Below are 22,633 nucleotides of genomic sequence, written 5' to 3' on the forward strand. Positions count from 1 at the left end.
GAATGCTGCCTCCTAGCGCGGTGCCATCCGCAGTGCTCCGTCGAGCCGGATGACTTCCCCGTTGAGCATGGGGTTGCCGATGATGTGGCTGACCAGGGCAGCAAATTCATCCGGGTCACCCAGCCGGGGCGGAAAGGGTACCGAGGCACCCAGGCTCTGCTGCACGTCTTCCGGCAATACCTCCATCATGGGGGTCCGAAACAGCCCTGGCGCGATGGTCATGACACGTATGCCCTGGGCAGCCAGTTCACGGGCGAGCGGCAGGGTCATGCTGACAATGCCGCCCTTGGAGGCCGCATAGGCGGCCTGGCCGATCTGACCGTCCCAGGCCGCTATGGATGCCGTATTGATGATGACACCGCGTTCACCCGCGCGGTCGGGTTCATGCTCCGCCATGGCTGCAGCACCCAGGCGCACCATGTTGAAAGTGCCCACAAGGTTGACCTGTACCGAGCGCGCAAAGGCATCCAGATCATGCACCCCCTTGCGCCCCAGCACACGCGCCGCGCCAGGGATACCGGCACAGTTGATCAGGCCGGTCAGCGGCCCCTGTTCCAGCGCGGCATCGAAACAGCGGCTGGCATCCTCCTCGCGAGTGATATCGGTACGAATGAAACGGGCCCCGGGGCCGAGTTCGGCGGCCAGCGCCTCGCCGGCTTCCTCGTTGAGGTCGGCCAGGGTGACGCGGGCGCCCAGCCCGGCCAGGTGTCGGGCCGTGCCCGCGCCCAGACCGGAGCTGGCCCCGGTCACGACACAGTTGAGGGTATCCGGACGCATGATCAGTGCCCTCCCGTTGCGGCATTTTCCAGCAGGATGGCGATGCCCTGACCGCCGCCGGCGCAGGCCGAGCTGATGCCGAACTGCTGGTCGTCCTGCTGCAGTTGACGCGCCAGGGTATGGGTCAGGCGAACGCCGGATACCGCCAGCGGATGGCCCATGGCAATGGATCCGCCCTTACGGTTCAGCCGCTCACGATCCAGGCCGAGCTCGCGTTCGCAGGCAATGACCTGGGCCGCAAAGGCTTCATTGATTTCGAACCGGCCGACCTCGTCCAGCGTCATGCCCCGGTTGGTCAGCAGCGCCCGAATGGCCGGCGCCGGGCCAATGCCCATGATCTCGGGCGGCACGCCGACCACAGAGCCACCGGCGATACGCGCCAGTGGCTTGAGCCCGTGGGCACGCACGAAATCACCCGAGGCCACGAATACGGCACCGGCACCATCAACGATGGCGGACGAATTGCCCCCGGTCTGCACACCGCCAAAGGCCGGACGCAGTTTTTCCAGTACTTCCAGCGGGCTGGGTCGCACATGGTTGTCGCGGGTGAGCTCCTCGACCCGGTTGGCCAGTTTCAGGCGCCGGGGCTGGTAGCCGTCGAGCGTCCATTCGGCATTGCGCACCGGGGTCACTTCGGTATCGAAATAGCCGCTGTCCCACGCCGCTTCGGCATTGGCAAAGCTGCGTGCCGCGAACTCGTCGGCTTCGCGCCGCGAGACATCATAACGTGCGGCCAGATTCTCTGCGGTGTGGCCCATGGACACATCAGGCGCCGGGTCATGCAGCGCTTCCCAGAGAAAATCCCGGAAGTCCACCTGGCCCATGCGGAACCCGGAACGATGCGTGTAGGACGCCACCGGGTTGCGCGACATGGACTCTGCGCCCACGCAGAGCACCAGTTGCGCGCGCCCCAGGCTGATCTGGTCGGCCGCCGTTATGATGGCCTCGAAGCCGGTGGCGCAGAGTCTGTGCACCAGCAACGCCGGCACATGCTGCGGCACACCGCTGTACAGGCCGATATGCCGTGGCAGCATGTAGGCATCGAAACTGGCCTGAGCCACATTGCCGGCAATGACGGCATTGACCTCGGAGGGTGCTATGCCGCTGGCCTCAAACAGGGCTCTGGCTGCCTGGATGCCCAGATCGGTGGGAGACACATCACGCAGGACGCCACTGAGGTCGGCAAAGGGGGTGCGGCGGCCGTCCACCAGCCAGACATCGTCATAGCTGGCCTGCAGGGCATGCTGTTCTGATTGGGAGAATGCCGTCATGATGATTGCTTCCTGTTGAGAAACTGACCAATTCGGGCCTGCACTTCCGGGCTGGTCTGGGTCATGCCGGCGACCAGAGACTCGGTGAACAGGCCGTCGTCCATGGACATGCTCTCGATTCGGCTCAGGGCCGTTACCATGGCCCAGTTGGACAGCGCCGAGTTCTGGCTGATGGTCTCCGCCAGCTCGGTGGCCCGGGTTTCGAGCGCCTCGGCCTCCACCCGATAGTGCACCAGACCGTACTGCTCGCCTTCCGCTGCCGACAGGCGCCGACCGGTGAGCATCATGTCCGCCATCCGGTTGCTGCTGATGATATTGGCCACGCGCACCGAGGCCCCGCCGCCGACAAAGATGCCGTGACGACCCTCGGGCAACTGAAAATAGGTCGACTCATCCGCCACCCTGACATGCGCACAGGCCGCCAGCTCAAGTCCGCCGCCAATGACAGCGCCCTTGAGCGCGGCCACGACGGGCAGGCCGGAGCGATGCAGCTTGCCCAGCACCCGGTGCCACATCTGCGAGTGACGAACCACTGCAAAGGGTTCCCGGGCCTGGTGTTCCGACAGGTCCAGGCCGGCGCAGAAGTTCTCGCCCTCACCGGAGAGCACGATCACGCGGACGCTGTCCGGCAGGTCGTCCAGCTGTTGCTCCAGCGTCAGCAGCAGGCGGTCATTGATGGCGTTGTGTTTTTCCGGCCGGCTCAGCCGCAGACGGGCCAGAGGGCCCTGCACGTCACAGCGGATCAGTGCGGAATCAGTCATGGTCAGGCTCTTGTATCAGGATGTGTTGTCATTGTGATTGACCGCGAGTATAAACAATACTGTTTACTACCACAACAATTATGTGTATAAACAGTTTTAAGCCCATTAATTTGATGGAGCTGCCAGAACAAGTACAGAACAAGTAATAATTGTCGCGACCCACAACAAATCCAATAGGTGAGGACTCTGACCATGTACAAGTCATCCATTACTCGAATAACGCTGGCTGCAGCTGCTGCCTTTGCCTTGCTGAGTGGCATCGCCAGTGCTCAGGAACTGCGTCTGACACCGGGATTGCCCCCGGCACACCCGGGCCATACACCGTTGTTCACTGTGTTCCAGGAGCAGCTTGAAGAGCGCTCGAACGGCGAACTGAGCGGCCAGATCCTGGGCACCGAAGTGGCCAACATCGGCAACATGCGCAACGCCATCACCTCCGGCCTGTCGGATGCGGGCATGTTCCTGCCGGCCTACTTCCCGTCCGACCTGCCGAACATCAATCTGGTGGGTGATCTGTCCTTCATGGGCAACAACCCCATGGCCATGGCAGCTGCCATGACCGAATACGTCGTGACCTGTGACGACTGCCAGGCTGAACTGCAGCGTCTGGGTGTGGTCTACACCAGCAGCCACTCGTCCGACATCTACCACCTCCTGACCACCGAGCCGGTGGAATCGCCCGATGATCTGCGCGGCCTGCGTCTGCGTGTCGGCGGCCCCCACTATGCGCGCTGGGTTGAATCGATGGGCGGCTCTCCGTCCAACACCTCGGTCGGTGAGACCTTCGAGGCTATTTCACAAGGCGTGCTGGACGGCACCCTGACATCGACCTCGGACATGATCTCGTTCCGGCTGGACGATGTGGTGGACTATGTGACCACGTTGCCGCTGGGCACCTACCACTCCACCATCTCGCACACCTTCAACAACCGAACCTGGAACAACCTGACCCCGGAGCAACGTCGCATTGTGGCCGAGTCTTCCAGCTACGCCAGCACCATGGCCACCCAGCGCTGGGGTTACGAACTGCCTGAGATCGCCACCAGCAACGCGCTGGACAAGGGCATCGAGTTCCTGGACCCGACTCCGGAACTGATCGAAGCCTCTGAGCGCTTTATCGCCGGTGATCTGGACAGCATCCCCGGCCGCGCCGAAGGTGAAGACGGACTGACCGATGCCTCGGCCAAGGTGGCGCGCTTCCAGGTGCTGGTGAACAAGTGGGAAGACATTGCCGAATCCGTCGACAATGATCCCGCTGCCGTGGCAGAAGCCATGAGCCGGGAAATCTGGGATGAGGTAGACTTTGCTACCTATGGTCTCTGATTCGGACCAGCGATAAACCGGGCGGGCAGCACAGGCTGATATCAGGCCTCTGGCTGCCCGTTCTGTCAGCCTTTCCCGTGTTGAGGACCCTGGTGTGCATCGACTGCAACTGATGACTGACCGCCTGGTGATGACCCTGGCCCTGCTGGGCACCCTGGGCATCGCCGCCATTGTGCTGCATGTCACGCTGGATATTGTGCTGCGCTCCACGCTGTCAGTATCCATGCCGGCCACACTGCAGATGGTGACCCGCTACTACATGGTGCTGCTGGCGCTGATGCCACTGGGCTGGGTAGAGTGGAAGAACCGCATGATCTCGGTGGAGATTGCGGCCGACATGATCCCCGCTCGTCTGCAGCCCTGGATTGACGGCTTCGTCACTCTGTTCTGCCTGCTGATCTACCTGGTGTTCATGTGGGCCACCTGGGGCAAGGCCGTGGATCAGTTCAACACCGGGTCCTATGTGATGGCACTGGACCGGCGCCTGCCGGTCTGGCCCACCTATTTCGTATTACCCCTGGCCTTTTTCCTCGCGTCTCTGGTCTGCTGCGTGCGCGGCTTGTTCCTGCTGACCGGATACCCGACACAACCACAACAAGCCGGAGCTGAATAGATGTCGGTAGAAACCGGAGTTTACGGGCTGATCATCCTGCTGATTCTGTTGCTGCTGCGCATTCCCGTGGCGGTGGCACTGATGGCGGTATCCCTGGGTGGCATTGCCTACATGCTGGATTTCGGCGTGGCCATCAGTCTGCTGGCGAGCACGCCCTACGAGTTTGTGGCCCGCTGGTCGCTGTCGGCCATTCCCATGTTTCTGCTGATGGGTTATGTGGCTTTCCATACCGGCCTGACCGCCGGCCTGTTCGATGCCGCCAAGGCGGTCTTTCGCTGGGTGCCCGGCAATCTGGCCATTGCCAGTATTTTTGCCAGTTCCGGCTTTGCGGCCGTCAGCGGCTCCAGTGTGGCCTGTTCGGCGGCCATGGGGCGGATTGCCATCCCGGAAATGGTGCGCGCCGGCTACCGACCCAGCTTCGCCTGCGGCACCATAGCTGCCGGTGGCACCATAGGCGCGCTGATACCGCCCAGCATCCTGATGATCCTGTATGGTGTCTTTGCCCAGGTCTCCATCACCCAGGTTTTTCTGGGCGGCATCGCCGTGGGCCTGCTGACGGCCGTCAGCTATGCGCTGATCGTGCTGTTCGTCAGCTGGATACGTCCCGACATCGTGCCCCGTCGTACCGAAGAGGCCGAGCACATGACCGCTGTCGAGGCGGTGCGGGCCATCTGGCCGGTTCTGGTACTGGGCCTTATGGTCTTTGGTGGGCTGTTCAGCGGCTATTTCACAGCCACGGAAGCTGGTGCTGTAGGCGCTGCCGGCGCCGTGTTGATTTCCGCCGTGCTCGGTCGACTGGGCTGGGACCGCCTGCGCGTATCGCTGCTGGACACCCTGGCGACCACCGCCGCCTTGCTGATCATCGGCGTCGGCGCCACCATGTTCACCACCTTTCTTAGCCTCAGTGGCATGGCCGGCGCCATTTCCGGCCTGGTGACCGGCTGGGACCCGACCTACCTGCAACTGATGCTGGTGATCGTGTTGATCTATCTGTTTCTGGGGCTGTTCATGGAGCCCTTCGGCGCCATGCTGGTCACCTTGCCGATCTTTCTGCCCATATTCGAAACCTATGATGTCAGCCTGATCTGGTTCGGTGTACTGCTGGTCAAACTGCTCGAAATCGGCATGATCACGCCCCCGGTGGGGATGAATATTTTCGTGATCCGGGGCGTGGCCGCCCAGTATGCGTCTCTGGTGGATATTTTCCGGGGTGTCTGCTGGTTCCTGATTGCGGATGTCGCCGTGGTAGCGCTGATCATCTTCTACCCCGATATCGTGATGCTGCTGACCAGTGGGTGAACCATCATCCTCCAATGCCGTAGAATGAACAGGCCCCACAAACGGACAGACACAGAGAGCAGGAACCCTGACCCATGACAGACCCCTCCATCGACTATTCGCTGCTGGATTCGCTGGTCGGCTATCGCCTGCGCAAGGCGCAGCTGGCCTATTTCGAGGATTTCACGGCGACCTGTGCGGAAGAGGGCATCACACCCGGCCTGTTCGGCATTCTGGCCGTGGTCCAGCGCAACCCCGGCCTGACCCAGACCGCCGTATCGCAGGCCATGGGCACCGACCGTTCGGCCATGGTCGCTGCGGTGGACAAGCTGGAAAAGCGACAGTTGATGGAGCGTCGCCCCTCCGACAACGACCGCCGCTCCTATGCCCTCTTTCTGACCCCGGAGGGTGAACAATTCACACAACGGCTGCACGAGCGGGTGCAGGAGCATGAATCCCATTTCGACCGGGTAATGAAACCCGGCGAAAAGGAATGGCTGCTGGACCTGCTCGACCGCGTGATTCGGGCCTGAGACAGTCAGCTATCCATTGTTGTTTGCGCCAGACGGATACACCACCCACTCCGGGTCATGAAACTCGCCGATGGTGCGAATCTCGCAAAACGGTGCCGCACTGCGGATAATGCGTTTGATATCTTCGTTGGGCCGGCTTTCCATCGCATCCCGGTCGGCCTTGCTGTCCCAACTGGCGATGGCGATGAGCTTTTTCGGGTCGTCGATGCTGCGGTGCAGCTCGGTGCCCCGTGCCCCCGGCGCCTGCTGAATCAGCGCGCTGGCCCGCACCCAGGCATCGGCATAGTCTTCGGCGCTGTAGCCGTCCTTGATATGCACTTCGAAAATGTATTTCATGGCTGTGCCTCCCGTAGCGGACCAAACTGGGCGCGATACTGTTCCATGGTCATGCCCAGCTCGCGCTTGAACAGGCGCCGGAAATGGCTTTCGTCCTGGTACCCCACCTCCAGCGCCACGCGAGCCGAGGTCAGCTGACTGCTTTCCAGATACTGGCAGGCCCGTTTCAGGCGTTCCTTCTGTAGAAACTTCAGCGGCGACAGCCCGGTGGCCTGCTGAAAACGACGCACCAGCTGGCGTGTGCTGATGCTGAGCTCGGCCGCCATCTGCTCCAGGCTGACCGTCTGATGCAGTGATTCCCGCAGTCGGGTCATGGCCGCCCGCACCAGATCATCCGCATGGGCCTGCACATCATCCGTGACACTGTAGACCGGTGGCGGCGTCGGTGTCGGGTCGACCAGCATCATCCTGGCGCTGGTCAGGGCCAGCTGTCGACTGCCGTAGCGTTCCGCCAGATGCAGCACCAGATGATGTGCCGTCTGGGCACCGCCGGTGGTACAGATGATGCGCCCATAGTCGGCCAGCACCGAACGCGTATCGGTGCGCACGCCCGGGAACAGTTGCCGAAAGTTGGCTTCACTGCGCCAGTGCATCAGCGCCGGCGAATGACTGAACAGGCCCGCCCGGGCCAGCAGGAAGGAACCGGTACAGCAGCTTCCCACCAGGCCACCGCGTCGATAATGCTCTGCCACTCCGTCCACCATGGGGCTGAGCTGCTCCAGTACCGCCTCAATCTTCGTCTGGCTGGAGATGGCGTCATACACCGAAGGTACCACCCAGAGCTGGTCCGATACCGGTGCGCTGCGATCTGCCAGCGCCTCTGCCAGCGAACAGTCGGCCGGCAGGGGCACACCATTGAAGGGCAGGACGGGCTGGCCGTCGACCGATACCGTCTTCCACTCGAACAGTGGCGCCCGCCCGGCTGCCTTGATATGACAGTAGTTCACGGTGATCAGGGCATCAATCAGGCTGACCGGCAGCGAGCCCAGGCAACGGTCGGTCAACAGTATCATCAGCTTCATGAAATGTCCGTTTTCGCCATTTATTGGTCAAATATGACACTTATGCGCAACAGCGGCAAGGTGCAAGATTGGGTCCGTCAAGTCAGCAACGGGTGCAGATCCATGATGTCAGACCCCAGAACCAATTCCGCACAAAACGCTCAGACCATCGAATCACCGGCTCAAGCCAGGGGTTCGGCCAGCCCCATTTCTCCGGTTTTGCGGTTGCTTGCAGGCTCACTCAATACCCTGGCCCGCATCAGCCCGAATACAGGGGCCGCCATGCTGCAGCAGCTCTGGTTCAGACCCTTGCACGGCAAACCCAGCGCCCGGTCCCGAGCCTTCTGGCGCAGTGCGGAGCGGGAATGTACGGTAAACAGTACGCGCGAGGATATCCGGGTTCATTTGTGGGGGCAGCCAGATGCGCCCCTGGTGCTGGGTGTGCACGGCTGGCGGGGCAGTGGCGTGCAGTTTCGCCATCTGGTCCAGCCACTGGTGGCCCAAGGCTATCAGGTCGGCCTGTTTGATCTGCCAGCCCATGGCATGCACCCTGCCCGCGCTACGCATGTGCTCGAATTTGCCCAGGTGCTGGTGAATATTCAGGCCGCTCTGGGCCAACCAGCGGCCGTGGTGGCCCATTCATTCGGCTGCCAGTCGGTGGTGCAGGCCATGGCCATGGGGTTCAGCCCGCAGTACCCGGTGTTTGTGGCACCGGCACTCGACATGACAGTGATGATGCAGCGTTTTGGTGCCGCTCTTGGCCTGATCAGCCCCCTGCAGACTCGCTTTGAAGCACGCGTTGACCGGACCGTGCGCGCCATTGCCAAACAGTGGACAGGCCAGCCGATGTCACTGACCGAATTGCTGTCACATGATTTTGTGCGCCGGCATCTGAATGACCCGGGCCTGCTGATCGCCGACCGTGATGACGACGAAATCCCCTGGTCGGAAATCGAGCGGGTAGCCTCCTACTGGCACCAGGCCGACACCTGTTTTACCCGGGGCCTCGGGCACTACAATGTGCTCAAGGATACAGGGGTTGTCGAGACTCTGGTTGGTAGGGTGTTAAGCATGTCTAGGAAGCCAACCGTGGATGCAGTCGACAAGTAAGATGCAAAAACAATGCAGTACAAGGAGCTCCCTGATCGCTTCAGTGTTCGTCAACTTGTACTGATGGTGTTATCATTCTTTGTAAGTCTTTTTCAGGCACTTTTTTGCCTAAATATCAACTTAGAGCCAATCACCATGCTTGTTGACTTCACAGTAAAGAACTTCCGTTCAATTCGCGACGAGCAAACTTTCAGCTTTTATGCGCAAAACCATGTCAATCACTTTGCAGGCTCTATCCATTACCCCAGCTCGGAAAAACTGGGCATTCTTGCCTCGGCAGGAATTTATGGAGCAAATGCCTCTGGTAAGTCCACTGTGTTGGATGCACTCAAGAACTTCTTCGATTTTATAAGTAACAGCCACCGGCTATCCGAGGGAGATAGCATTGAGGAATACCAACCATACCGGCTCTCGGCAAAGCACCAGGAATTACCCAGTTGTTTTGCCATCGAATTCATCGTCGACAGAATGCGCTATGTTTATGAAATAGAGCTGGACGCAAAACGCATCATTTCAGAAAGACTGGACTTCTACTCCCAGGGCGCAAGCCGGCAAGTTCGCTCAAAATTATTCGAAAGGGCGAAGAATGCAACATGGGAGGACATTACTTTTGGCACTTATTTCAAGGGAGGGACCAGAAAGATTCCCGTATTTGACAACCAGGCTTATTTATCCAAAGCAGGAAACAGCCCAGACGCACCCGGAATAATTCGAAAAGTTTATCAATTTTTCCGACGGAACGTAATTTTTGCGCCTAAAGAATCGGGCAATCAGCCAGGATGGCGTAAGGATCAGGACCTAGTCAACCAAGTGGGCAATTTTTTGTCCTTGATCGACACAGGCATTAGTCGAGTGGTAATAAAAAAGGAACAGGATGAAGACTTTATTCGCCACTTGCCAGAAGATTTGCCTGATGCAATCAAGAGCCGGGTGCTGGAAGAGATTTCGCTGGTCAATTATTTCGAGCACAAGGCTGAAGACGGCAGGCCTGTTCTGTTTACGGAAAACGAAGAGTCGGATGGTACTCAGGCCCTTTTTCACAGTCTGCCCTTACTGTTCCATGTATTGAAAGAAGGGCGCGTCCTGATTTGGGACGAACTGGAATCAAGCCTGCATCCGCACGTATCAGAATTGGTTGTAAGTTTGTTCAACAACCCTGCCGTCAATCGTCACCATGCACAGCTACTGTTTACTACCCACAACCTCGATCTCATGGATTCATCCAAAATGCGTAAGGACCAACTATGGCTGACTGAGAAGGTCAACGGGGCCACACAGCTGATTTCGCTGGACGAGTTTGACTCCACCCTGAAACCATCGAGTCCGTTTGCCAAGTGGTACGATGAAGGCAGACTGGGCGGATTGCCCGCCATTGGCAGCAACAAAATAGAAGCTATGCTGGAACGTTGGGGTGAAAATGGAGGTCGGGATGCCTAAGCGAAGGAAACAGTCTCGCAGGCGCGTCAAGCCAAAGATTCATATATTTTGTGAAGGCGAAAAGACCGAGCCCAACTATATTCGTGAGTATATCAGAGAATTTCATCCAGCCTGTGCACGCCTGAAGGATGCCGAAAGGCCGATAACCATCAAGAGAACTACTAAAAACACGCCGAAACAGTTGGTAAAAGAAGCCGTAAAATTGACCAGAGACCCAGCAGAGTGCATTAAAGATGATCAGGTCTGGGTAATGTATGACCGAGAGGCTATTTCCAAATATTCTGAAGATGATCACTCAAAGGCTTGGGATCAGGCCAAAAGGAATAACATCGAAGTAGCCTTATCTAATGTCTGTTTTGAGTACTGGGTGCTTTTGCATATGAGAGAGTCCAGCCGACCCGCCGTAAACTGTGACGACCTGATCAGTTCAAGAGATTTCAGGTTAGCTCTACAGGAGATTGGAATTCACGACTATGAAAAAGGACAGCCAGATATAACAAGAAAACTCATGGACCAACAACGAATTGATCAAGCTAAAGAACGTGCTCGCAGAATTAATGAACAATCGAGGTCGGCTTCTCCTGGCAACAAAGACCGCCCTTACTGCCTGAATCCCTTTACCAACGTTTATGAAGTGCTTGAAGCCATTGACGAGATCGCGAGCTGAGGGCAGTCCTCAGTCGCTATAGAGCTGTTCGATCTCGTCCCGATACTGTTCCGACACCTGCTTGCGCCGCACCTTCATGGCGCTGGTCAGCGCAAGCTGTCGACTGCCGTAACGCTCCGCTAGATGCAGCACCAGATGATAGGCGGTCTGGGCACCGCTGGTGGTACAGATGATGCGCCCATAGTCGGCCAGCACCGAACGCGTATCGGTGCGCACGCCCGGAAACAGTTGCCGAAAGTTGGCTTCACTGCGCCAGTGCATCAGCGCCGGCGAATGACTGAACAGGCCCGCCCGGGCCAGCAGGAAGGAGCCAGTGCAGCAGCTCTGGTTCCGCCCCTTTCACGGCAAACCCAGCGCCCGGTTCGATCTGCCGGCCCATGGCATGCACCCTGCCCACGCTGCGCAAGTACTCGAATTTGCCCGCGTGCTGGTGAATATTCAGGCCACTCTGGGCCAGCCGTGATGACGACGAAATCCCCTGGTCGGAAATCGAGCGGGTAGCCTCCTACTGGCACCAGGCCGACACCTGTTTTACCCGGGGCCTCGGACACTACGATGTGCTCAAGGCGCCGCAGGTCATTACGCAGTTGACCGATCACCTGGCCGCGCGGTCAACCGGTACGTGATCGCATTCGGCACCGTTGGCGGCCGTCAGGTCTGCAGTGCCCTGGCGGCTGATCTGCAGTCGGCGGCCAGCAGCGCAGCGGTCAGCTGGTTGGGTATGGACAGCATCGGCCAGTGCCCACCCTCCAGCAGAATGTGCTGCCAGTTCCGCTCGGACTCCGGTTGCGCCAGCCAGTCCCTGATGACAGTCGGTGCCTGGCGACCCACATAGGTGGCTGACAGGCCTGCCAGCGACCCCTGAAGGCGGGCAGGGTCGGTGACCGTTCTGCCGGGGTGGTCTACAAAGCGTTGCTCGAGTGCCGCCCGATCAGCTTCTGTCAGCCGTGTTTCATAGGCCAGAACGTCCTGACTCGGAGCCGGCCAGAGACCCTGATTGCCATCGATCTGCCGCTGCACGGCCTCCACGTCGAGGCCCGCCAGTTCCAGCAGAGAGCAGCCGTCTTCCGGTACATAGGCTTCCAGAAAGACGGTATGACAAACCTGTTCGGGCAACCGTTGGGCAACTTGCCCCACGACCAGCCCCGAATAGTTGTGACCCACCAGTATCACCTCCCTGAGGTTGGATACTGTCAGAAAATCGGCCACATACTGGACATGGTTCTCGAGGCTGATCTGGTAATGGAGCAGTGGCGGTGACTCCAGGCCCGGCAGGGTCATCGCATGGACAACCTGCCCTCTGGCCCGCAACCGCTGCTCGATCCCGGCCCAGATCCACTCATCCATCCAGGCACCCGGAACCAGTATAAAGGTACGTCGATTCATAATATCTGACTTCTCCTTGGGCCGCTTTCCCTGGCGGGTCACCGCATGATAAACCCGGCGCCTCGGCTGCAATTGTACAAATCCGACAATGACGCCTTAGCCGTACAACACTGCAAATTCCCCGGGACTGAAACCTGAAAAGGACCTGAACTCGCGATTGAAATGCGACTGATCGTAGTAGCCGGCAGTCATTGCCAACTCCGTCATCGACGCCACCTGTGGCAACAGATCCACTGCATTCCCGAAGCGGACAATGCGCGCATACAGCTTGGGCAGAAAGCCGGTGTGCTGGCGGAATACCCGTTCGAACTGTCTCACCGACAAGCCATAACGGACGCTCAGTTCCGCCAGCGTGACATTGCCATGCCGAGCCCTGATGTACCTTTCGGCGTCAGCGGCCAGCGCATGCCCGGGCCTGAGGCCAATCAGTCGCTGCTCGAAATGACGGCGCAGCAGACCTACGCGCTGGCAGGTGCTCGTCGTCTGCGACAGCCTATCCAGCAGCTCATTCAGGTTGGTCCAGGGCAGGTCGGACAGTTCCAGAATATGTTCACTGAGTTCACCGGCCGGCATCCTGAACAGCAACGGCACCGCCTGCGGGTACAGCCCCACGCCAATCATTTCATTACACTGTGGGGTCGATGTGAACCGATCCGGCTGCCGGGTCTGGCCCTGCAAGCCGGAGAACACGACGTCGGTTGAACCGGGCCGGGTCTGAAAGGCGAAGACGATCTTGGTCATGACATCCGCAATGGAGTAATAGACCCCATCACCAACACCCGGATACGGCTGCTGCTGGCTGACCGACCAGAAACCATCGACAAACCCTGCCAGCAGCGGCCCGGGTTCATACACCGCTTCTTCCATATTCAGTCCTCCCTCCCCAGACAGCCGATCAGATTAACCGACCCGGTCGATTCGAACTTGTAAAAAATGGACGTCCTGAGCCATAGCACCCGCAACGTCGTCACACCTGAGGCTGACTGAGTATAATCGGCCTGTTGTTCATCATACGATCTCCTTCCTGTACCTGAATGTACGGGCATGTAAATGATCGAATAAGCCGAGCCGGTATCGACATCAGATCGCCATACCGGTCAGGCGTCCGCCTCGGCTCGATGCAGCCAGGAATGAAAGCGAGCCCAGATCAGGGCAACACAGCCCACCAGCGCCATCGCGGCGAGGGCCAGCACACCGCTGTGCAGTCCGGCCACGCCACCACCACTGAGAGTCCAGGCCAATGCGGCCACTGCCGGCCCGACAATGGAACCCAGGGTTCTGGCTACACTGGCCAGCCCGCTGGCCGTGCCCATTCTGTCGCCGGGTGCAGCAGCCATCAGGGTGGCCATCACCGGCGCGTTGAATATGGCCATGCTGCCCCCGACCAGTGCCGTGCGAGCAGTAAGCCCCGCGACAGAGGCCTGGGCATCCAGCTGCAACAGGGTCAGCAGGCCCAGAACAGTCAGTCCGGCACCCAGAGAGGCAATATTGAGCGCTCCATAGCGGTCTGCCAGGATGCCGGCGAGCGGTGACATCAGGGCCCCGGCAATGACAAAACCCAACACGGCAAGACTCAATGTCTGTGACCCCCTGCCCATGACCTCAACCACGAAGAAAGGCAGCGTGAAGCTGATCAGACCGATCAGCGCCGCTATCAGCAAAAGCGACAGCGCAGGCAGCCCGAAGCCGGGATGTCGGACCAGGGTCAACAGAGTCCTGGATGCTGCAAGTCGGCTCCACCAGAACAGAATGGCCACACCGACCGTGACCAGGCTTGCGGCCAGCAGGCGTTGCTGCGCAGCCACTTCAAAGGCCATCAGCACAGCAGACAGTGCTGCCCCGATCAGCAGGGTTTCCCACAGCATGGGTTGATCCGGCCATGGCAAGCGCTGCCGCAGCGTCAAGTCTCCCGCTTTCCGGGGCAGCACGCGGTAACCCAGCCACAGCACCAGAACCAATAATGGCAGCTTGACGAGAAAAACCATGCGCCACCCCAGATGATCGGCCACCCAGCCGCCCAGAGGCGCCAATGCCACACTGCCCAGCATCATGATGGTGGCCACCATGCTGATGGCACGCCCGCGCTGGGCCCTCTTCACGGTGAGCGACACCACCGGCATATAGACTGCCAGATACAATGCCGAAGCCAGACCCAGCATTACCCGGCTGACCATCAAGGCAGCATAGCTGGGAGCCGCTGCCCCCAGTATGCTGGCGACAGCCACCAGTGCCAGCGCCAGCAGGAACACCAGACGGATATCGGCACCATCAGCCCAGCGCCCGGCCGGAATTGCCAGTGCCACCATGGGCAGGCTGTAGGCCAACAGTACCCAGGCCGTTGTCTCGGGGGCGACGGCAAAATCCGTGCTGATCAGCGGCAATGCAAAAGCGGCCATCGTCATTTCACTGGCGATGATCAGGGTGGCCAGAGCCAGAACGATCACCGCGCTCCATTGGGTATTCCGGTCCTCTGCCGAGTCAGGTATCAGCGCTGGCAGTTGTTCCCTTGCGGTCATCTGTCTTCTCCTTCTGTAGCTCGGACAGGGGGCCGGTTATCGACCACCGGATCAGGCCACCTGCGAGTAGGGTGTTTCATTGCCCGCCAGGCGGGAGGCAGTTGCCCACCAGGCCAACTGTGCGAAGACCCGACCGAGCGCCTGGGTCGGGCCTTCGGGCTCAATCAGGGCTCCATTGGCATCGAACAGGTCCCAGACATTGGGCAGCGCCACTGCATCACGGACCGTGATCGCATGCAGTTCGGAAAATACCGGACGCAACTGCTCGACAGCACGTATGCCCCCGGAGCGGGCGCCATAGCTGACGAAGCCCACCGGCTTTGCCTGCCATTCATAGTAGCCGTAGTCGATCAGTTGCTTGAGGACGGCGGGAAAACTGTGGTTGTACTCAGGCACCACCACCAGAAAGGCATCAGCCACCCGGAGGTGCTGGCACAGGGCCTCTGATTCCTCAGCCATGCTGGCTGGCAGATCGAATTCCAGCGGATCGATCAGAGACCAGGTCAGATCAGAGCGTTTATCCAGCTCCTGGCCGACCCAGCCCGCCACTGAGCTTCCGAGACGCCCTTCACGGGCACTGCCGATGATGACGCCGATATGGGTTGTCGAGTTCATGTCAGACTCCCTGCGTTCTTTACGCGTTTTGTTGATTTCACCGGCAGTCTAATTGTTAAAGTTAACTTTAAATCAAGGGTCAATTGCTGCTACTATTGTAAAGATTGCAAACAGCTGACTGCCGCCATACGGCGAGGCAGCTTCACGTCAAACCAGGCAGGAGATCGACATGTCCAGCCAGAATGTCAGCGTCAAGGGAAAGGTACTGACCGTGGGCCAGGTGGCCAAAAGAACCGGGGTGGCTGCCTCAGCGCTGCGCTTTTACGAATCCAGGGGTCTGATCAGCAGCTGGCGCAATGATGGCGGGCAACGACGCTATTCGCGCGAAGTGCTGCGCCGTGTCTCCATCATCAAGACGGCCCAGCGTCTGGGTATCAAGCTGTCGGATATCGCGGACGCTCTGGCCACCCTGCCCAGAAGCCGTACGCCGACGCCATCGGACTGGCAGCAGTTGTCCCGGCACTGGCAGCAGCATCTGGACCGGCGCATTGAGAAGCTTACCCTGCTGCGGGACGAACTGGATGGCTGTATTGGCTGTGGGTGCCTGTCCCTCGAGGTCTGCCCGCTGCAGAACCCGGACGACGTCGCCGCCGACGCCGGGCCGGGTCCGATCATGTTCAGCGATGACTGGGATGAGGAACAGGCTGAGTGAGGTGAGTGCTCTGATAGGCCGCCTGCAAGGCCCGCAGACCCGGCGCCAGCGACTCCACAAACAGGCCCCGAGTCATGCTGTCCGCACCCCCGCGTGAAAGCTTGTGCGGTATCGTTGCAAAATCGAAGTCAGTGCCCGTCAGGCCGAGATACAGCCCGTCACGCATGGGTTTGAAGGAGGCGAAAATCCTGCCCCTGGGCGTATACAGCGGTACATAGCCCTTGCAGGGGTTGATATCAAACTGCTGTGCGACACGGAAGCGCTCCATCAGGGTGTTCCACAGCGCATACTGGTCAGGGTAGCGGTCAAACAGGCTTGTGATCAGTTGCTCCGGGTTGTCATAGAGCGGCTGGCCAGCCCAGCGGTCGGCGACCAGACGCGCCTGGATATGGCCCAGGCCCTGCTCTTTCAGCCATGCCACTATCGCTTTCTGCTCCGTCAAACCCTGCGCGCTCACCGCGCGCAACCACTCATCCAGCGTCTTGCCGGTTTTCGTTTTCAGATTGGCGGCAATGGCTTCGCCCATCGCCTTGGGTCCAAGTGCCATGATGATCCTTCCTGTCGGTGTTTGCCAAAGACACCCTTATTGTCTGCAGGTCCTGCCCGCAGCGATAGAACGTTGCCGACACATTTCTCCATTCACTGGGGGTGCACCCGGTGTGCTTGCGACATTCGCGGATATAGTGCGACTGATCGGCATAGTCACCGGTCGGCACATGCTCTGACGCGGCCAGATCCCGGGCCAGCTGACGGGCCAGCCGCAACTGCCTGCTGACGGCGCCCGGTGTCTGCCCGGCGTAACGCCTGCACAGGCGCTCCGCCTGGCGCTCCTGGCCGCTGTCGCCGGGCCTGAATCGCTGCCGGACCAGCAAGGACCACAGTTCGGTGAACTGATATTCATCATGGGTCATGGTGACTGCAGCGCGCAGATCCTCCAGCAGCGCCAACCAGGCCGACGGTGAACTGTCCTGAAAGACGGCCAGCAACGACAGCTCAGCGGGCGAAAAACTGCGGTTCAGGAAATAGCGCGGATGGCCGAGCAAGGCCTTGATAAAGGCTGGTGCAGCAAACAGTACCGACACAGATCCTTCCGGCTGCAGACAGTGCACCCGGCTGTGCGGCCCGAACAGCCGCACCGTTCCCGCTGCCCTCACGAGCGTGGCAAAGGGCGTGGGCAACAGCGCCAGCGGACCCGACCCGTGGGTCACCAGGCGCGCAGCAAAATGATTTCTATCCGACATGAGCCTGAGTCATCAGTAGGTAATTCCCGGTGCCCGGTGCAGGTATTCATTGCTCGTCAATTGCTCCAGTATGAACCAGGCCACGTCCGCCCGCGAGATTTTCAGTGCCAGACCGGTCTCGTGCGGTCCGCTGACCCGCCTGAACGCGCGGGTCAGCGGGCCGTCGGCAAATGCGCCTGGCCGCACCAGGGTCCAGTCGAGTACGCTGGCCATCACGCAGGCCTCCTGTTGCTGATGGTCGGCGTAAGCGCGTCGCAACAACAGCCCGAACATGATGTATTTCCAGAAAAAATCGAGATGAACCCGACTGTCACCCGCACCCAGTGTCGACAGGCAGATCAGCCGACGAACATCATGCGCCACCATGGCCTGCACGATGTTGCGCGTTCCGGTGGACCGCACTGTGCCTCTGGCACCGGCACCCAGGGTACAGATCACGGCATCCGGCCGGTCAAAGGCACGCTCGACATCATCCGGGTCGAGCACATCGCCCGTGACCACCGTCAGCCCGCTTTGCGGCTCGAACGCGTCTGCAGATCGGACCAGTGCAGTGACCTGAAAGTCGCGCGCCAGGGCCTGACGCACCACTTCTCTGCCAATGGTTCCCGTGGCGCCAAAGATCAACAGTTTCATGCTTGTCACCTCATTGTCACTTGCTGGTATTGAAGATGACAGCAACCGTATACGGGGGCCCGTAACGGCAATAGAACAAACCCGACATGACGCGGCGTCAGTCAGGGCAGTGCCAGGTCCAGATCATGACCACACAGCAGTTGAGCGGCAGAGTGCCTGCAATCGCCCGGCGTCAGGCCGCCGAATCGTCTGAAGTCACGAATGAAATGGGACTGGTCAGCATAGCCGCTGGCAAAGGCTATCTCGGTCAGAGGACGCTCGGTTTCACGCTGAATCACGTGCAGCGCCGACTGGAAACGAAGGATGCGGGCAAACAGCTTGGGTGGCACACCGACCTGCTGCCTGAACCGGCGCTGAAACTGCCGTTCCGACATCTGCAGGGTCTGCGTCAGTGCCATAACAGGCAGGCAACCCTGGCTCTGAACAAACATGCGGATGCTGCTTTCCACGGCACAGTCCCGGTCCGGCGACTGCCTCTGTTGTCGGGTCAGAAAATGGGTCAGAAGCCCCATCACAGCCGCCGCAGTCGGTGCATTCAACAGTTGGTCGACCAGGCTCCCCGCCAGTGGCTCGAGGTCCCATATCTGATCAGTGCACTCCCGCGCATCCACTCCCAGCAGCATGGTCAGCCCGTGCGGAAAGAGATTGATGCCGAACAGCCGGTCCGCATTCTGCAGGTACAACCGACCCGGCCCAGTGGACTGCCCATAGACAAAAAGGTGAGGCAGCCTCTGCGGTGCCAGGGACGGCCGGGCATACGCCACCGCGCCGCGATGAAACATGATGCCGGGGCAGCCATCCGCCACTATGTTGTAATGCCTGGCTGACGATCCGGCCGGCACTTCCAGAGTCCAGAAGAACCGGACCAGATGCCGCAGTGCAGCCGGCGCTGTGTACTCCCGATAGTGCATGGGCCGCACCTCCAATCAGGGCCTCTGACCTGCCGGCAGGTCAGAAATCCGAAGCGAGATCCCGCTCCGGCTGAGCGCCGGCGGCACTGGCCTGGCCGCTGGGCCAGTCGCCCAGGCCGGGCAGTTTAAGGGCCGGTACACGGGGATTGACCCCCAGCACCAGCCCGAGCAGGTTCAGCTCGAAGCCTTCTGCCGGGCCGGCGAGAATGCCGGCAACACCGCCCAGCGAGAACTGGAAACCGGAACCACCCGGCAGGCTGCCTTGTACTGTCTGGCCCAGATAATCCTTGCCGACGGCATGACTCGGCAATGCCACCTCGAGCCCCGGCGTTTCCCGAATGATCCAGGCCACAAAGGTGTTGCTGTTGGGGCCCGGCCAGGCCACATAGCGGTCACTGAACGGATAGTCTTCCACCGCCTGCAGCAGGTCCGGTATCACCGCCTCTGCGGCATCCCCCCGCAGCTCTGCGATCAGGCGGGGCGCCGCACCATACCAGGCCCGGTCCGGCACATCGCGGCGGGCATTGACCACCGGCCGCCGCCAGCCGGTCACTTCATAGACGGTATAGTAGTCGGCATCGGACTGTTTGACACTGATCCAGGTATGCAGCGCAAAGTAACCGCGCCAGTTGAAGGCACGGGCACCATAAACCTGCACCACGGCCTCCGGGGTCACTTCCGGTGCCGGCGCCAGCCCGGCGCTGTCACGGCTGGCCGTGCGCCAGTTCGAATCGTATTGATGGGCGCCGGACAGCGACACCGCCAGTGGCCCTGCCAGCAAGAGCAGCAGCAAAGCGACGACAACGACAGCCGACCATTTGATGAAGCGTACAATATTCTTCGCTATCGACACTGTTTTCGACTCCGCATTGTTCGGCCTCTATCGACCTGCCGGATCGGGCGCAGCGAATATAGTGCACCCTGAGGTCGCAGGCCGCATCACGTAGTCTGTAAAGAAGGTTCAAGGGCGCCTGTTAAACGCTAATATCAAACCGTACATGCACTGCCATCCCTGTAATAGCAGGACAACAACGGAACAAGAAGTAGCCTTGCCATGCCCGAAATCGACCTGCTCGTCCGCCATTTTCTCGGCCTCTATTTCCTGCTGATCGGCCTGCACTATACCAGCACGGCGCTGGGGCTCTGGCGTCGTACCGGCATCAGCCACATCCAGTATGGTCCCAGGGGCTCCGCCACCTGGTGGAATCGCCAGGTGTTCAACCTGTTTCGGGCCACAATCCTGGGGGTCTGTCTGGCCCGTATTCTGTGGCCCATCGACCCCTGGCTGGGGGTCATCCCGGCACTGTATCAGCCGCCAGTCCTGCTGACCGGCATGGTACTGATGCTGGCCGGCTACGCCATTATTGCTTATGTCCACGCCTACATGCAGCAGGATTGGCGCTCGGGCATTGACGAGGAAAAGAGCCAGCCGCTGCTAACCGAGGGACCCTTCGGGCGTTCACGCAATCCGCTGTTTCTGGGCATCATGCTGGGGCAGTTCGGGTTCTTTCTGGCGCTGCCCAGCCTGTTCACCGGGGTCTGCCTGATTGTGGGGGTCAGTGTGCTGGTGCGCCAGGCTCGCCGCGAGGAGCAGGCCCTGGCCGCTGCCTTTGGCGACACCTACCAACGCTATCGTCAGCAGGTGCCGCGCTGGCTCCGGTTCTCTGCGGCGTTGACCTCTCGGGTCAGAAGTTCTGATCCAGAATAGCCGGCATCACCAGTTCCCGCACAAAGGAAGCATCGGACAGTTTCAGCAGCGCCCGTACCATGGCGACCACATCATGCACCGGGATCTGCTCGCCCTGGCTGGTGGCCACCGCCTGGCTGAGGGGAGTATTCAGTCCATCATCCGTGTTGAGATACCCCAGCTGCAGCGTGGTGACCGCCAGTTTCTGCTCACGAAAGCCTTCCCGCAGGGCATCCGCAATGCCTGACAAGGCGAACTTGGAGGCGCCGAATGCGACTTCCGGCTGGCCGCTCTGGCGCAGCCCGGAGGTGGAGCCGGTCAGCACCACCTGTGGTCTGGCGGACTGCAACAAGCGGGGCAGCAGCCTTTTCAGCAGCAACAGCGTCGCCGTGACATTGATGTTGATCAGGTCGGCCAGGGCCGCTTCGTCATCCTCCAGAAAGGCGTACTCGTCCGAGAAGGCCCGATCTTCCCAGACGCCGACGTTGTAGAGAATGACATCCAGTGTGTCCGGCGCCTGTTGCTCTATCTGCTCGACTGCCGTTTGGGGCGACGCCAGATCCGCCTCTATCCACTGCAACTCGACTCCGGACGGCGCCTGCAGCTGCTGCGGGCGCGAGCGTGAAACGCCGATGACGGTGTCGCCCGGCTCACACAAGCCTTCGACAAACGCCCGACCCAGACCACGACTGGCCCCGACTATCAATATCCTCATGACTGATCCCTCTGGTTGACTGTGGAACCCTGAGTTATAGAAGTTCAACCTTGGTTCAAGTCAAGCTCGGGGTCTGTTTTATTGAATATCGGGCTCCGGCAATACCGGCGGGGCACTGTCCATATGGGTAAGGAAGCTGATCCAGAGATCATGCGTGCGCTGCCGGGTCAGGCGTTCGCTGCAGGTGATGCTCATCACGGTGCGGATGGTGCCGCCCCGCCAGTAGGTAAAGACAGAGCCGCAGTGGTCGTCGCGGTAGGCCTGCCAGGACACCTGTGCCTGCCGGATGGCCGCGACCGTCTCCGGGTCATCACCATGGCGCTCCAGACTGGCCGCCAGGTACTCGGCCATGGTGTCCTCGGCAGCCTGCAATTCCAGACCCGCACAGTGGTTGACGTCCGGGGTCGTGACCGCCTTGTCGCAATCGAGTTCGTCAGCTGACGTTGCCGCCATCAAGCCAAGGGTCAACAGCAGTATCAGCCCTGTGTATTTGTGCATGTCAGTCAATCACCTCACCTGTTTGTGCATCCGGAAAAAACATGCGCGGAGCGCGAACAAGCAGGCTAGAGGAGCCGGGGAGCAGATGTAAGCGGGATGTGCCCGAACTGTGAAAACGGTCTCATGAATGCCACGTCAGGCCCTGCAGATCAGACTTTCAGGCGGGAAACAAAGGGCTGATTGCGGCGCCGGTCTTCCCACGGCAGGCCATAGCCGACCAGCAGATCGTCGTTGTCCATCTCGAAGGCATGGTACTGCGGCACCGGGATGTCGACGCGCCCGGGCTTGACCAGCAGGGTTGCCACTGACAACGAAAGGCACTGGTAGCCCAACTGCAGGTGCTCGACCAGACGCTGCATGGTGCCGCCCGACTCAATGGCATCATCCAGCAGCAGCACATGGCGGTGCTGCGGTGACACTGTCGGGTGATAGACGATGGGGGAGTCGTTGTGACGTGCCCCCGGCGTATGCGGACAGGCCATCACATCCATGCTGACGTCAAAGGTCAGTTGCCGCACCAGGTCAGCCGTAAACAGGATACCGCCCGGCACCACTGTGATGACCACCACATCCTGACCGGCAAAGCGGTCATTCAGACGGGCAGCCACTGCGGCCACACCGGCCTGAATCTGTTCAGCGCTGAGGACCAGGTCCTCGTCAGCAGCAGTCATG

At 60.2% G+C, this 22,633-nt stretch carries 28 protein-coding genes; 10 read left to right on the plus strand and 18 right to left on the minus strand.

What is annotated here, in order from left to right; all coding sequences use genetic code 11:
• Positions 1-12: 12 nt before the first annotated feature.
• The 3 genes from E4656_RS17945 to E4656_RS17955 are packed head-to-tail and all read right to left on the minus strand — an operon-like array spanning position 13 to position 2,809.
• The gene (locus E4656_RS17945) at positions 13-777 is read right to left on the minus strand and encodes an SDR family NAD(P)-dependent oxidoreductase (protein WP_135484697.1); all 765 of its coding nucleotides are present in this window, start codon (positions 775-777) and stop codon (positions 13-15) included.
• Between the two features lie 2 nt (positions 778-779).
• Positions 780-2,048: a thiolase family protein gene (locus tag E4656_RS17950; protein WP_135484698.1), complete on the minus strand. Its 1,269-nt coding sequence runs from the start codon at positions 2,046-2,048 to the stop codon at positions 780-782.
• Positions 2,045-2,809 (minus strand): crotonase/enoyl-CoA hydratase family protein, encoded by a 765-nt coding sequence (locus E4656_RS17955; protein ID WP_135484699.1) that lies wholly within the window; start codon positions 2,807-2,809, stop codon positions 2,045-2,047. Before E4656_RS17955 ends, E4656_RS17950 begins: the two co-directional genes overlap by 4 nt.
• 192 nt (positions 2,810-3,001) lie before the next feature.
• Between E4656_RS17955 and E4656_RS17960 the strand changes: the two genes are divergently transcribed.
• From E4656_RS17960 to E4656_RS17975, 4 genes are all read left to right on the plus strand, one after another.
• Positions 3,002-4,132, plus strand: coding sequence for a C4-dicarboxylate TRAP transporter substrate-binding protein (locus E4656_RS17960; protein ID WP_135484700.1), 1,131 nt, complete (start codon positions 3,002-3,004; stop codon positions 4,130-4,132).
• A gap of 94 nt (positions 4,133-4,226) precedes the next feature.
• The gene (locus E4656_RS17965) at positions 4,227-4,745 is read left to right on the plus strand and encodes a TRAP transporter small permease (RefSeq protein WP_240754025.1); all 519 of its coding nucleotides are present in this window, start codon (positions 4,227-4,229) and stop codon (positions 4,743-4,745) included.
• On the plus strand, positions 4,746-6,044 hold the full coding sequence (locus tag E4656_RS17970; RefSeq protein WP_135484701.1) for a TRAP transporter large permease: 1,299 nt from the start codon (positions 4,746-4,748) through the stop codon (positions 6,042-6,044).
• A gap of 74 nt (positions 6,045-6,118) precedes the next feature.
• Positions 6,119-6,556 carry a MarR family winged helix-turn-helix transcriptional regulator gene (locus tag E4656_RS17975; protein ID WP_135484702.1) on the plus strand — a complete coding sequence of 146 codons (438 nt, stop codon included), beginning with the start codon at positions 6,119-6,121 and terminating at the stop codon, positions 6,554-6,556.
• Between the two features lie 9 nt (positions 6,557-6,565).
• Here the strand turns inward: E4656_RS17975 and E4656_RS17980 are convergent, their stop codons facing one another.
• A complete protein-coding gene (locus tag E4656_RS17980; RefSeq protein ID WP_135484703.1) occupies positions 6,566-6,892 on the minus strand; it encodes an antibiotic biosynthesis monooxygenase family protein in 327 nt (108 codons plus the stop codon).
• Positions 6,889-7,914: a GlxA family transcriptional regulator gene (locus tag E4656_RS17985; RefSeq protein ID WP_135484704.1), complete on the minus strand. Its 1,026-nt coding sequence runs from the start codon at positions 7,912-7,914 to the stop codon at positions 6,889-6,891. Before E4656_RS17985 ends, E4656_RS17980 begins: the two co-directional genes overlap by 4 nt.
• Positions 7,915-8,016: 102 nt before the next feature.
• On the opposite strand from E4656_RS17985, the gene E4656_RS20295 reads away from it, so the two are divergent.
• The 3 genes from E4656_RS20295 to E4656_RS18000 are packed head-to-tail and all read left to right on the plus strand — an operon-like array spanning position 8,017 to position 11,107.
• A complete protein-coding gene (locus E4656_RS20295) occupies positions 8,017-9,003 on the plus strand; it encodes an alpha/beta fold hydrolase (RefSeq protein WP_167856129.1) in 987 nt (328 codons plus the stop codon).
• Between the two features lie 12 nt (positions 9,004-9,015).
• Positions 9,016-10,440 carry an AAA family ATPase gene (locus E4656_RS17995; RefSeq protein WP_135484705.1) on the plus strand — a complete coding sequence of 475 codons (1,425 nt, stop codon included), beginning with the start codon at positions 9,016-9,018 and terminating at the stop codon, positions 10,438-10,440.
• Complete coding sequence (locus E4656_RS18000; RefSeq protein ID WP_167856130.1) at positions 10,433-11,107, plus strand: RloB family protein; 675 nt, start codon at positions 10,433-10,435, stop codon at positions 11,105-11,107. The genes E4656_RS17995 and E4656_RS18000 overlap by 8 nt, the downstream gene beginning before the upstream one ends.
• Positions 11,108-11,116: 9 nt before the next feature.
• Here the strand turns inward: E4656_RS18000 and E4656_RS18005 are convergent, their stop codons facing one another.
• Positions 11,117-11,368: a type 1 glutamine amidotransferase family protein gene (locus E4656_RS18005; protein ID WP_135484707.1), complete on the minus strand. Its 252-nt coding sequence runs from the start codon at positions 11,366-11,368 to the stop codon at positions 11,117-11,119.
• Between the two features lie 52 nt (positions 11,369-11,420).
• On the opposite strand from E4656_RS18005, the gene E4656_RS20300 reads away from it, so the two are divergent.
• The gene (locus tag E4656_RS20300; protein WP_167856131.1) at positions 11,421-11,570 is read left to right on the plus strand and encodes a hypothetical protein; all 150 of its coding nucleotides are present in this window, start codon (positions 11,421-11,423) and stop codon (positions 11,568-11,570) included.
• Positions 11,571-11,758: 188 nt separating this feature from the next.
• Here the strand turns inward: E4656_RS20300 and E4656_RS18010 are convergent, their stop codons facing one another.
• From E4656_RS18010 to E4656_RS18025, 4 genes are all read right to left on the minus strand, one after another.
• Positions 11,759-12,493 (minus strand): alpha/beta fold hydrolase, encoded by a 735-nt coding sequence (locus E4656_RS18010; protein ID WP_135484708.1) that lies wholly within the window; start codon positions 12,491-12,493, stop codon positions 11,759-11,761.
• 96 nt (positions 12,494-12,589) lie between these two features.
• Positions 12,590-13,360: a helix-turn-helix domain-containing protein gene (locus tag E4656_RS18015; protein ID WP_135484709.1), complete on the minus strand. Its 771-nt coding sequence runs from the start codon at positions 13,358-13,360 to the stop codon at positions 12,590-12,592.
• Between the two features lie 230 nt (positions 13,361-13,590).
• Complete coding sequence (locus E4656_RS18020) at positions 13,591-15,009, minus strand: MFS transporter (protein ID WP_135484710.1); 1,419 nt, start codon at positions 15,007-15,009, stop codon at positions 13,591-13,593.
• A 51-nt stretch (positions 15,010-15,060) separates the two neighbouring features.
• The gene (locus tag E4656_RS18025; RefSeq protein ID WP_135484711.1) at positions 15,061-15,624 is read right to left on the minus strand and encodes an NADPH-dependent FMN reductase; all 564 of its coding nucleotides are present in this window, start codon (positions 15,622-15,624) and stop codon (positions 15,061-15,063) included.
• Positions 15,625-15,793: 169 nt separating this feature from the next.
• On the opposite strand from E4656_RS18025, the gene soxR reads away from it, so the two are divergent.
• Positions 15,794-16,276, plus strand: a complete 483-nt coding sequence (gene soxR / locus E4656_RS18030; RefSeq protein WP_135484712.1) for a redox-sensitive transcriptional activator SoxR — start codon at positions 15,794-15,796, stop codon at positions 16,274-16,276.
• Here soxR and E4656_RS18035 read toward each other — a convergent pair.
• The 5 genes from E4656_RS18035 to E4656_RS18055 all read right to left on the minus strand — a co-directional run bounded on the left by E4656_RS18035 (position 16,242) and on the right by E4656_RS18055 (position 19,914).
• Complete coding sequence (locus tag E4656_RS18035; RefSeq protein WP_135484713.1) at positions 16,242-16,823, minus strand: DUF4287 domain-containing protein; 582 nt, start codon at positions 16,821-16,823, stop codon at positions 16,242-16,244. The two genes, soxR and E4656_RS18035, sit on opposite strands and share 35 nt — an antisense overlap.
• Positions 16,747-17,517 (minus strand): helix-turn-helix domain-containing protein, encoded by a 771-nt coding sequence (locus tag E4656_RS20400; protein ID WP_205849268.1) that lies wholly within the window; start codon positions 17,515-17,517, stop codon positions 16,747-16,749. The genes E4656_RS18035 and E4656_RS20400 overlap by 77 nt, the downstream gene beginning before the upstream one ends.
• A gap of 12 nt (positions 17,518-17,529) precedes the next feature.
• Positions 17,530-18,150: an NAD(P)-dependent oxidoreductase gene (locus E4656_RS18045; RefSeq protein ID WP_135484714.1), complete on the minus strand. Its 621-nt coding sequence runs from the start codon at positions 18,148-18,150 to the stop codon at positions 17,530-17,532.
• Positions 18,151-18,251: 101 nt separating this feature from the next.
• Complete coding sequence (locus E4656_RS18050; protein ID WP_135484715.1) at positions 18,252-19,061, minus strand: AraC family transcriptional regulator; 810 nt, start codon at positions 19,059-19,061, stop codon at positions 18,252-18,254.
• Positions 19,062-19,101: 40 nt separating this feature from the next.
• A complete protein-coding gene (locus tag E4656_RS18055) occupies positions 19,102-19,914 on the minus strand; it encodes a DUF3750 domain-containing protein (protein ID WP_240754026.1) in 813 nt (270 codons plus the stop codon).
• A gap of 201 nt (positions 19,915-20,115) precedes the next feature.
• On the opposite strand from E4656_RS18055, the gene E4656_RS18060 reads away from it, so the two are divergent.
• Positions 20,116-20,769 (plus strand): methyltransferase family protein, encoded by a 654-nt coding sequence (locus tag E4656_RS18060; RefSeq protein ID WP_135484716.1) that lies wholly within the window; start codon positions 20,116-20,118, stop codon positions 20,767-20,769.
• Here E4656_RS18060 and E4656_RS18065 read toward each other — a convergent pair.
• The 3 genes from E4656_RS18065 to E4656_RS18075 form a co-directional block, all read right to left on the minus strand.
• Positions 20,747-21,463, minus strand: coding sequence for an SDR family NAD(P)-dependent oxidoreductase (locus E4656_RS18065; protein ID WP_135484717.1), 717 nt, complete (start codon positions 21,461-21,463; stop codon positions 20,747-20,749). The two genes, E4656_RS18060 and E4656_RS18065, sit on opposite strands and share 23 nt — an antisense overlap.
• Before the next feature lie 78 nt (positions 21,464-21,541).
• Positions 21,542-21,961: a lysozyme inhibitor LprI family protein gene (locus E4656_RS18070; protein WP_135484718.1), complete on the minus strand. Its 420-nt coding sequence runs from the start codon at positions 21,959-21,961 to the stop codon at positions 21,542-21,544.
• Positions 21,962-22,110: 149 nt separating this feature from the next.
• Positions 22,111-22,632 carry a phosphoribosyltransferase gene (locus E4656_RS18075; RefSeq protein ID WP_135484719.1) on the minus strand — a complete coding sequence of 174 codons (522 nt, stop codon included), beginning with the start codon at positions 22,630-22,632 and terminating at the stop codon, positions 22,111-22,113.
• Position 22,633 lies beyond the last annotated feature (1 nt).

The sequence above is a fragment of the Natronospirillum operosum genome, assembly GCF_004768465.1.
Classification (GTDB): Bacteria; Pseudomonadota; Gammaproteobacteria; order Pseudomonadales; family Natronospirillaceae; genus Natronospirillum; species Natronospirillum operosum.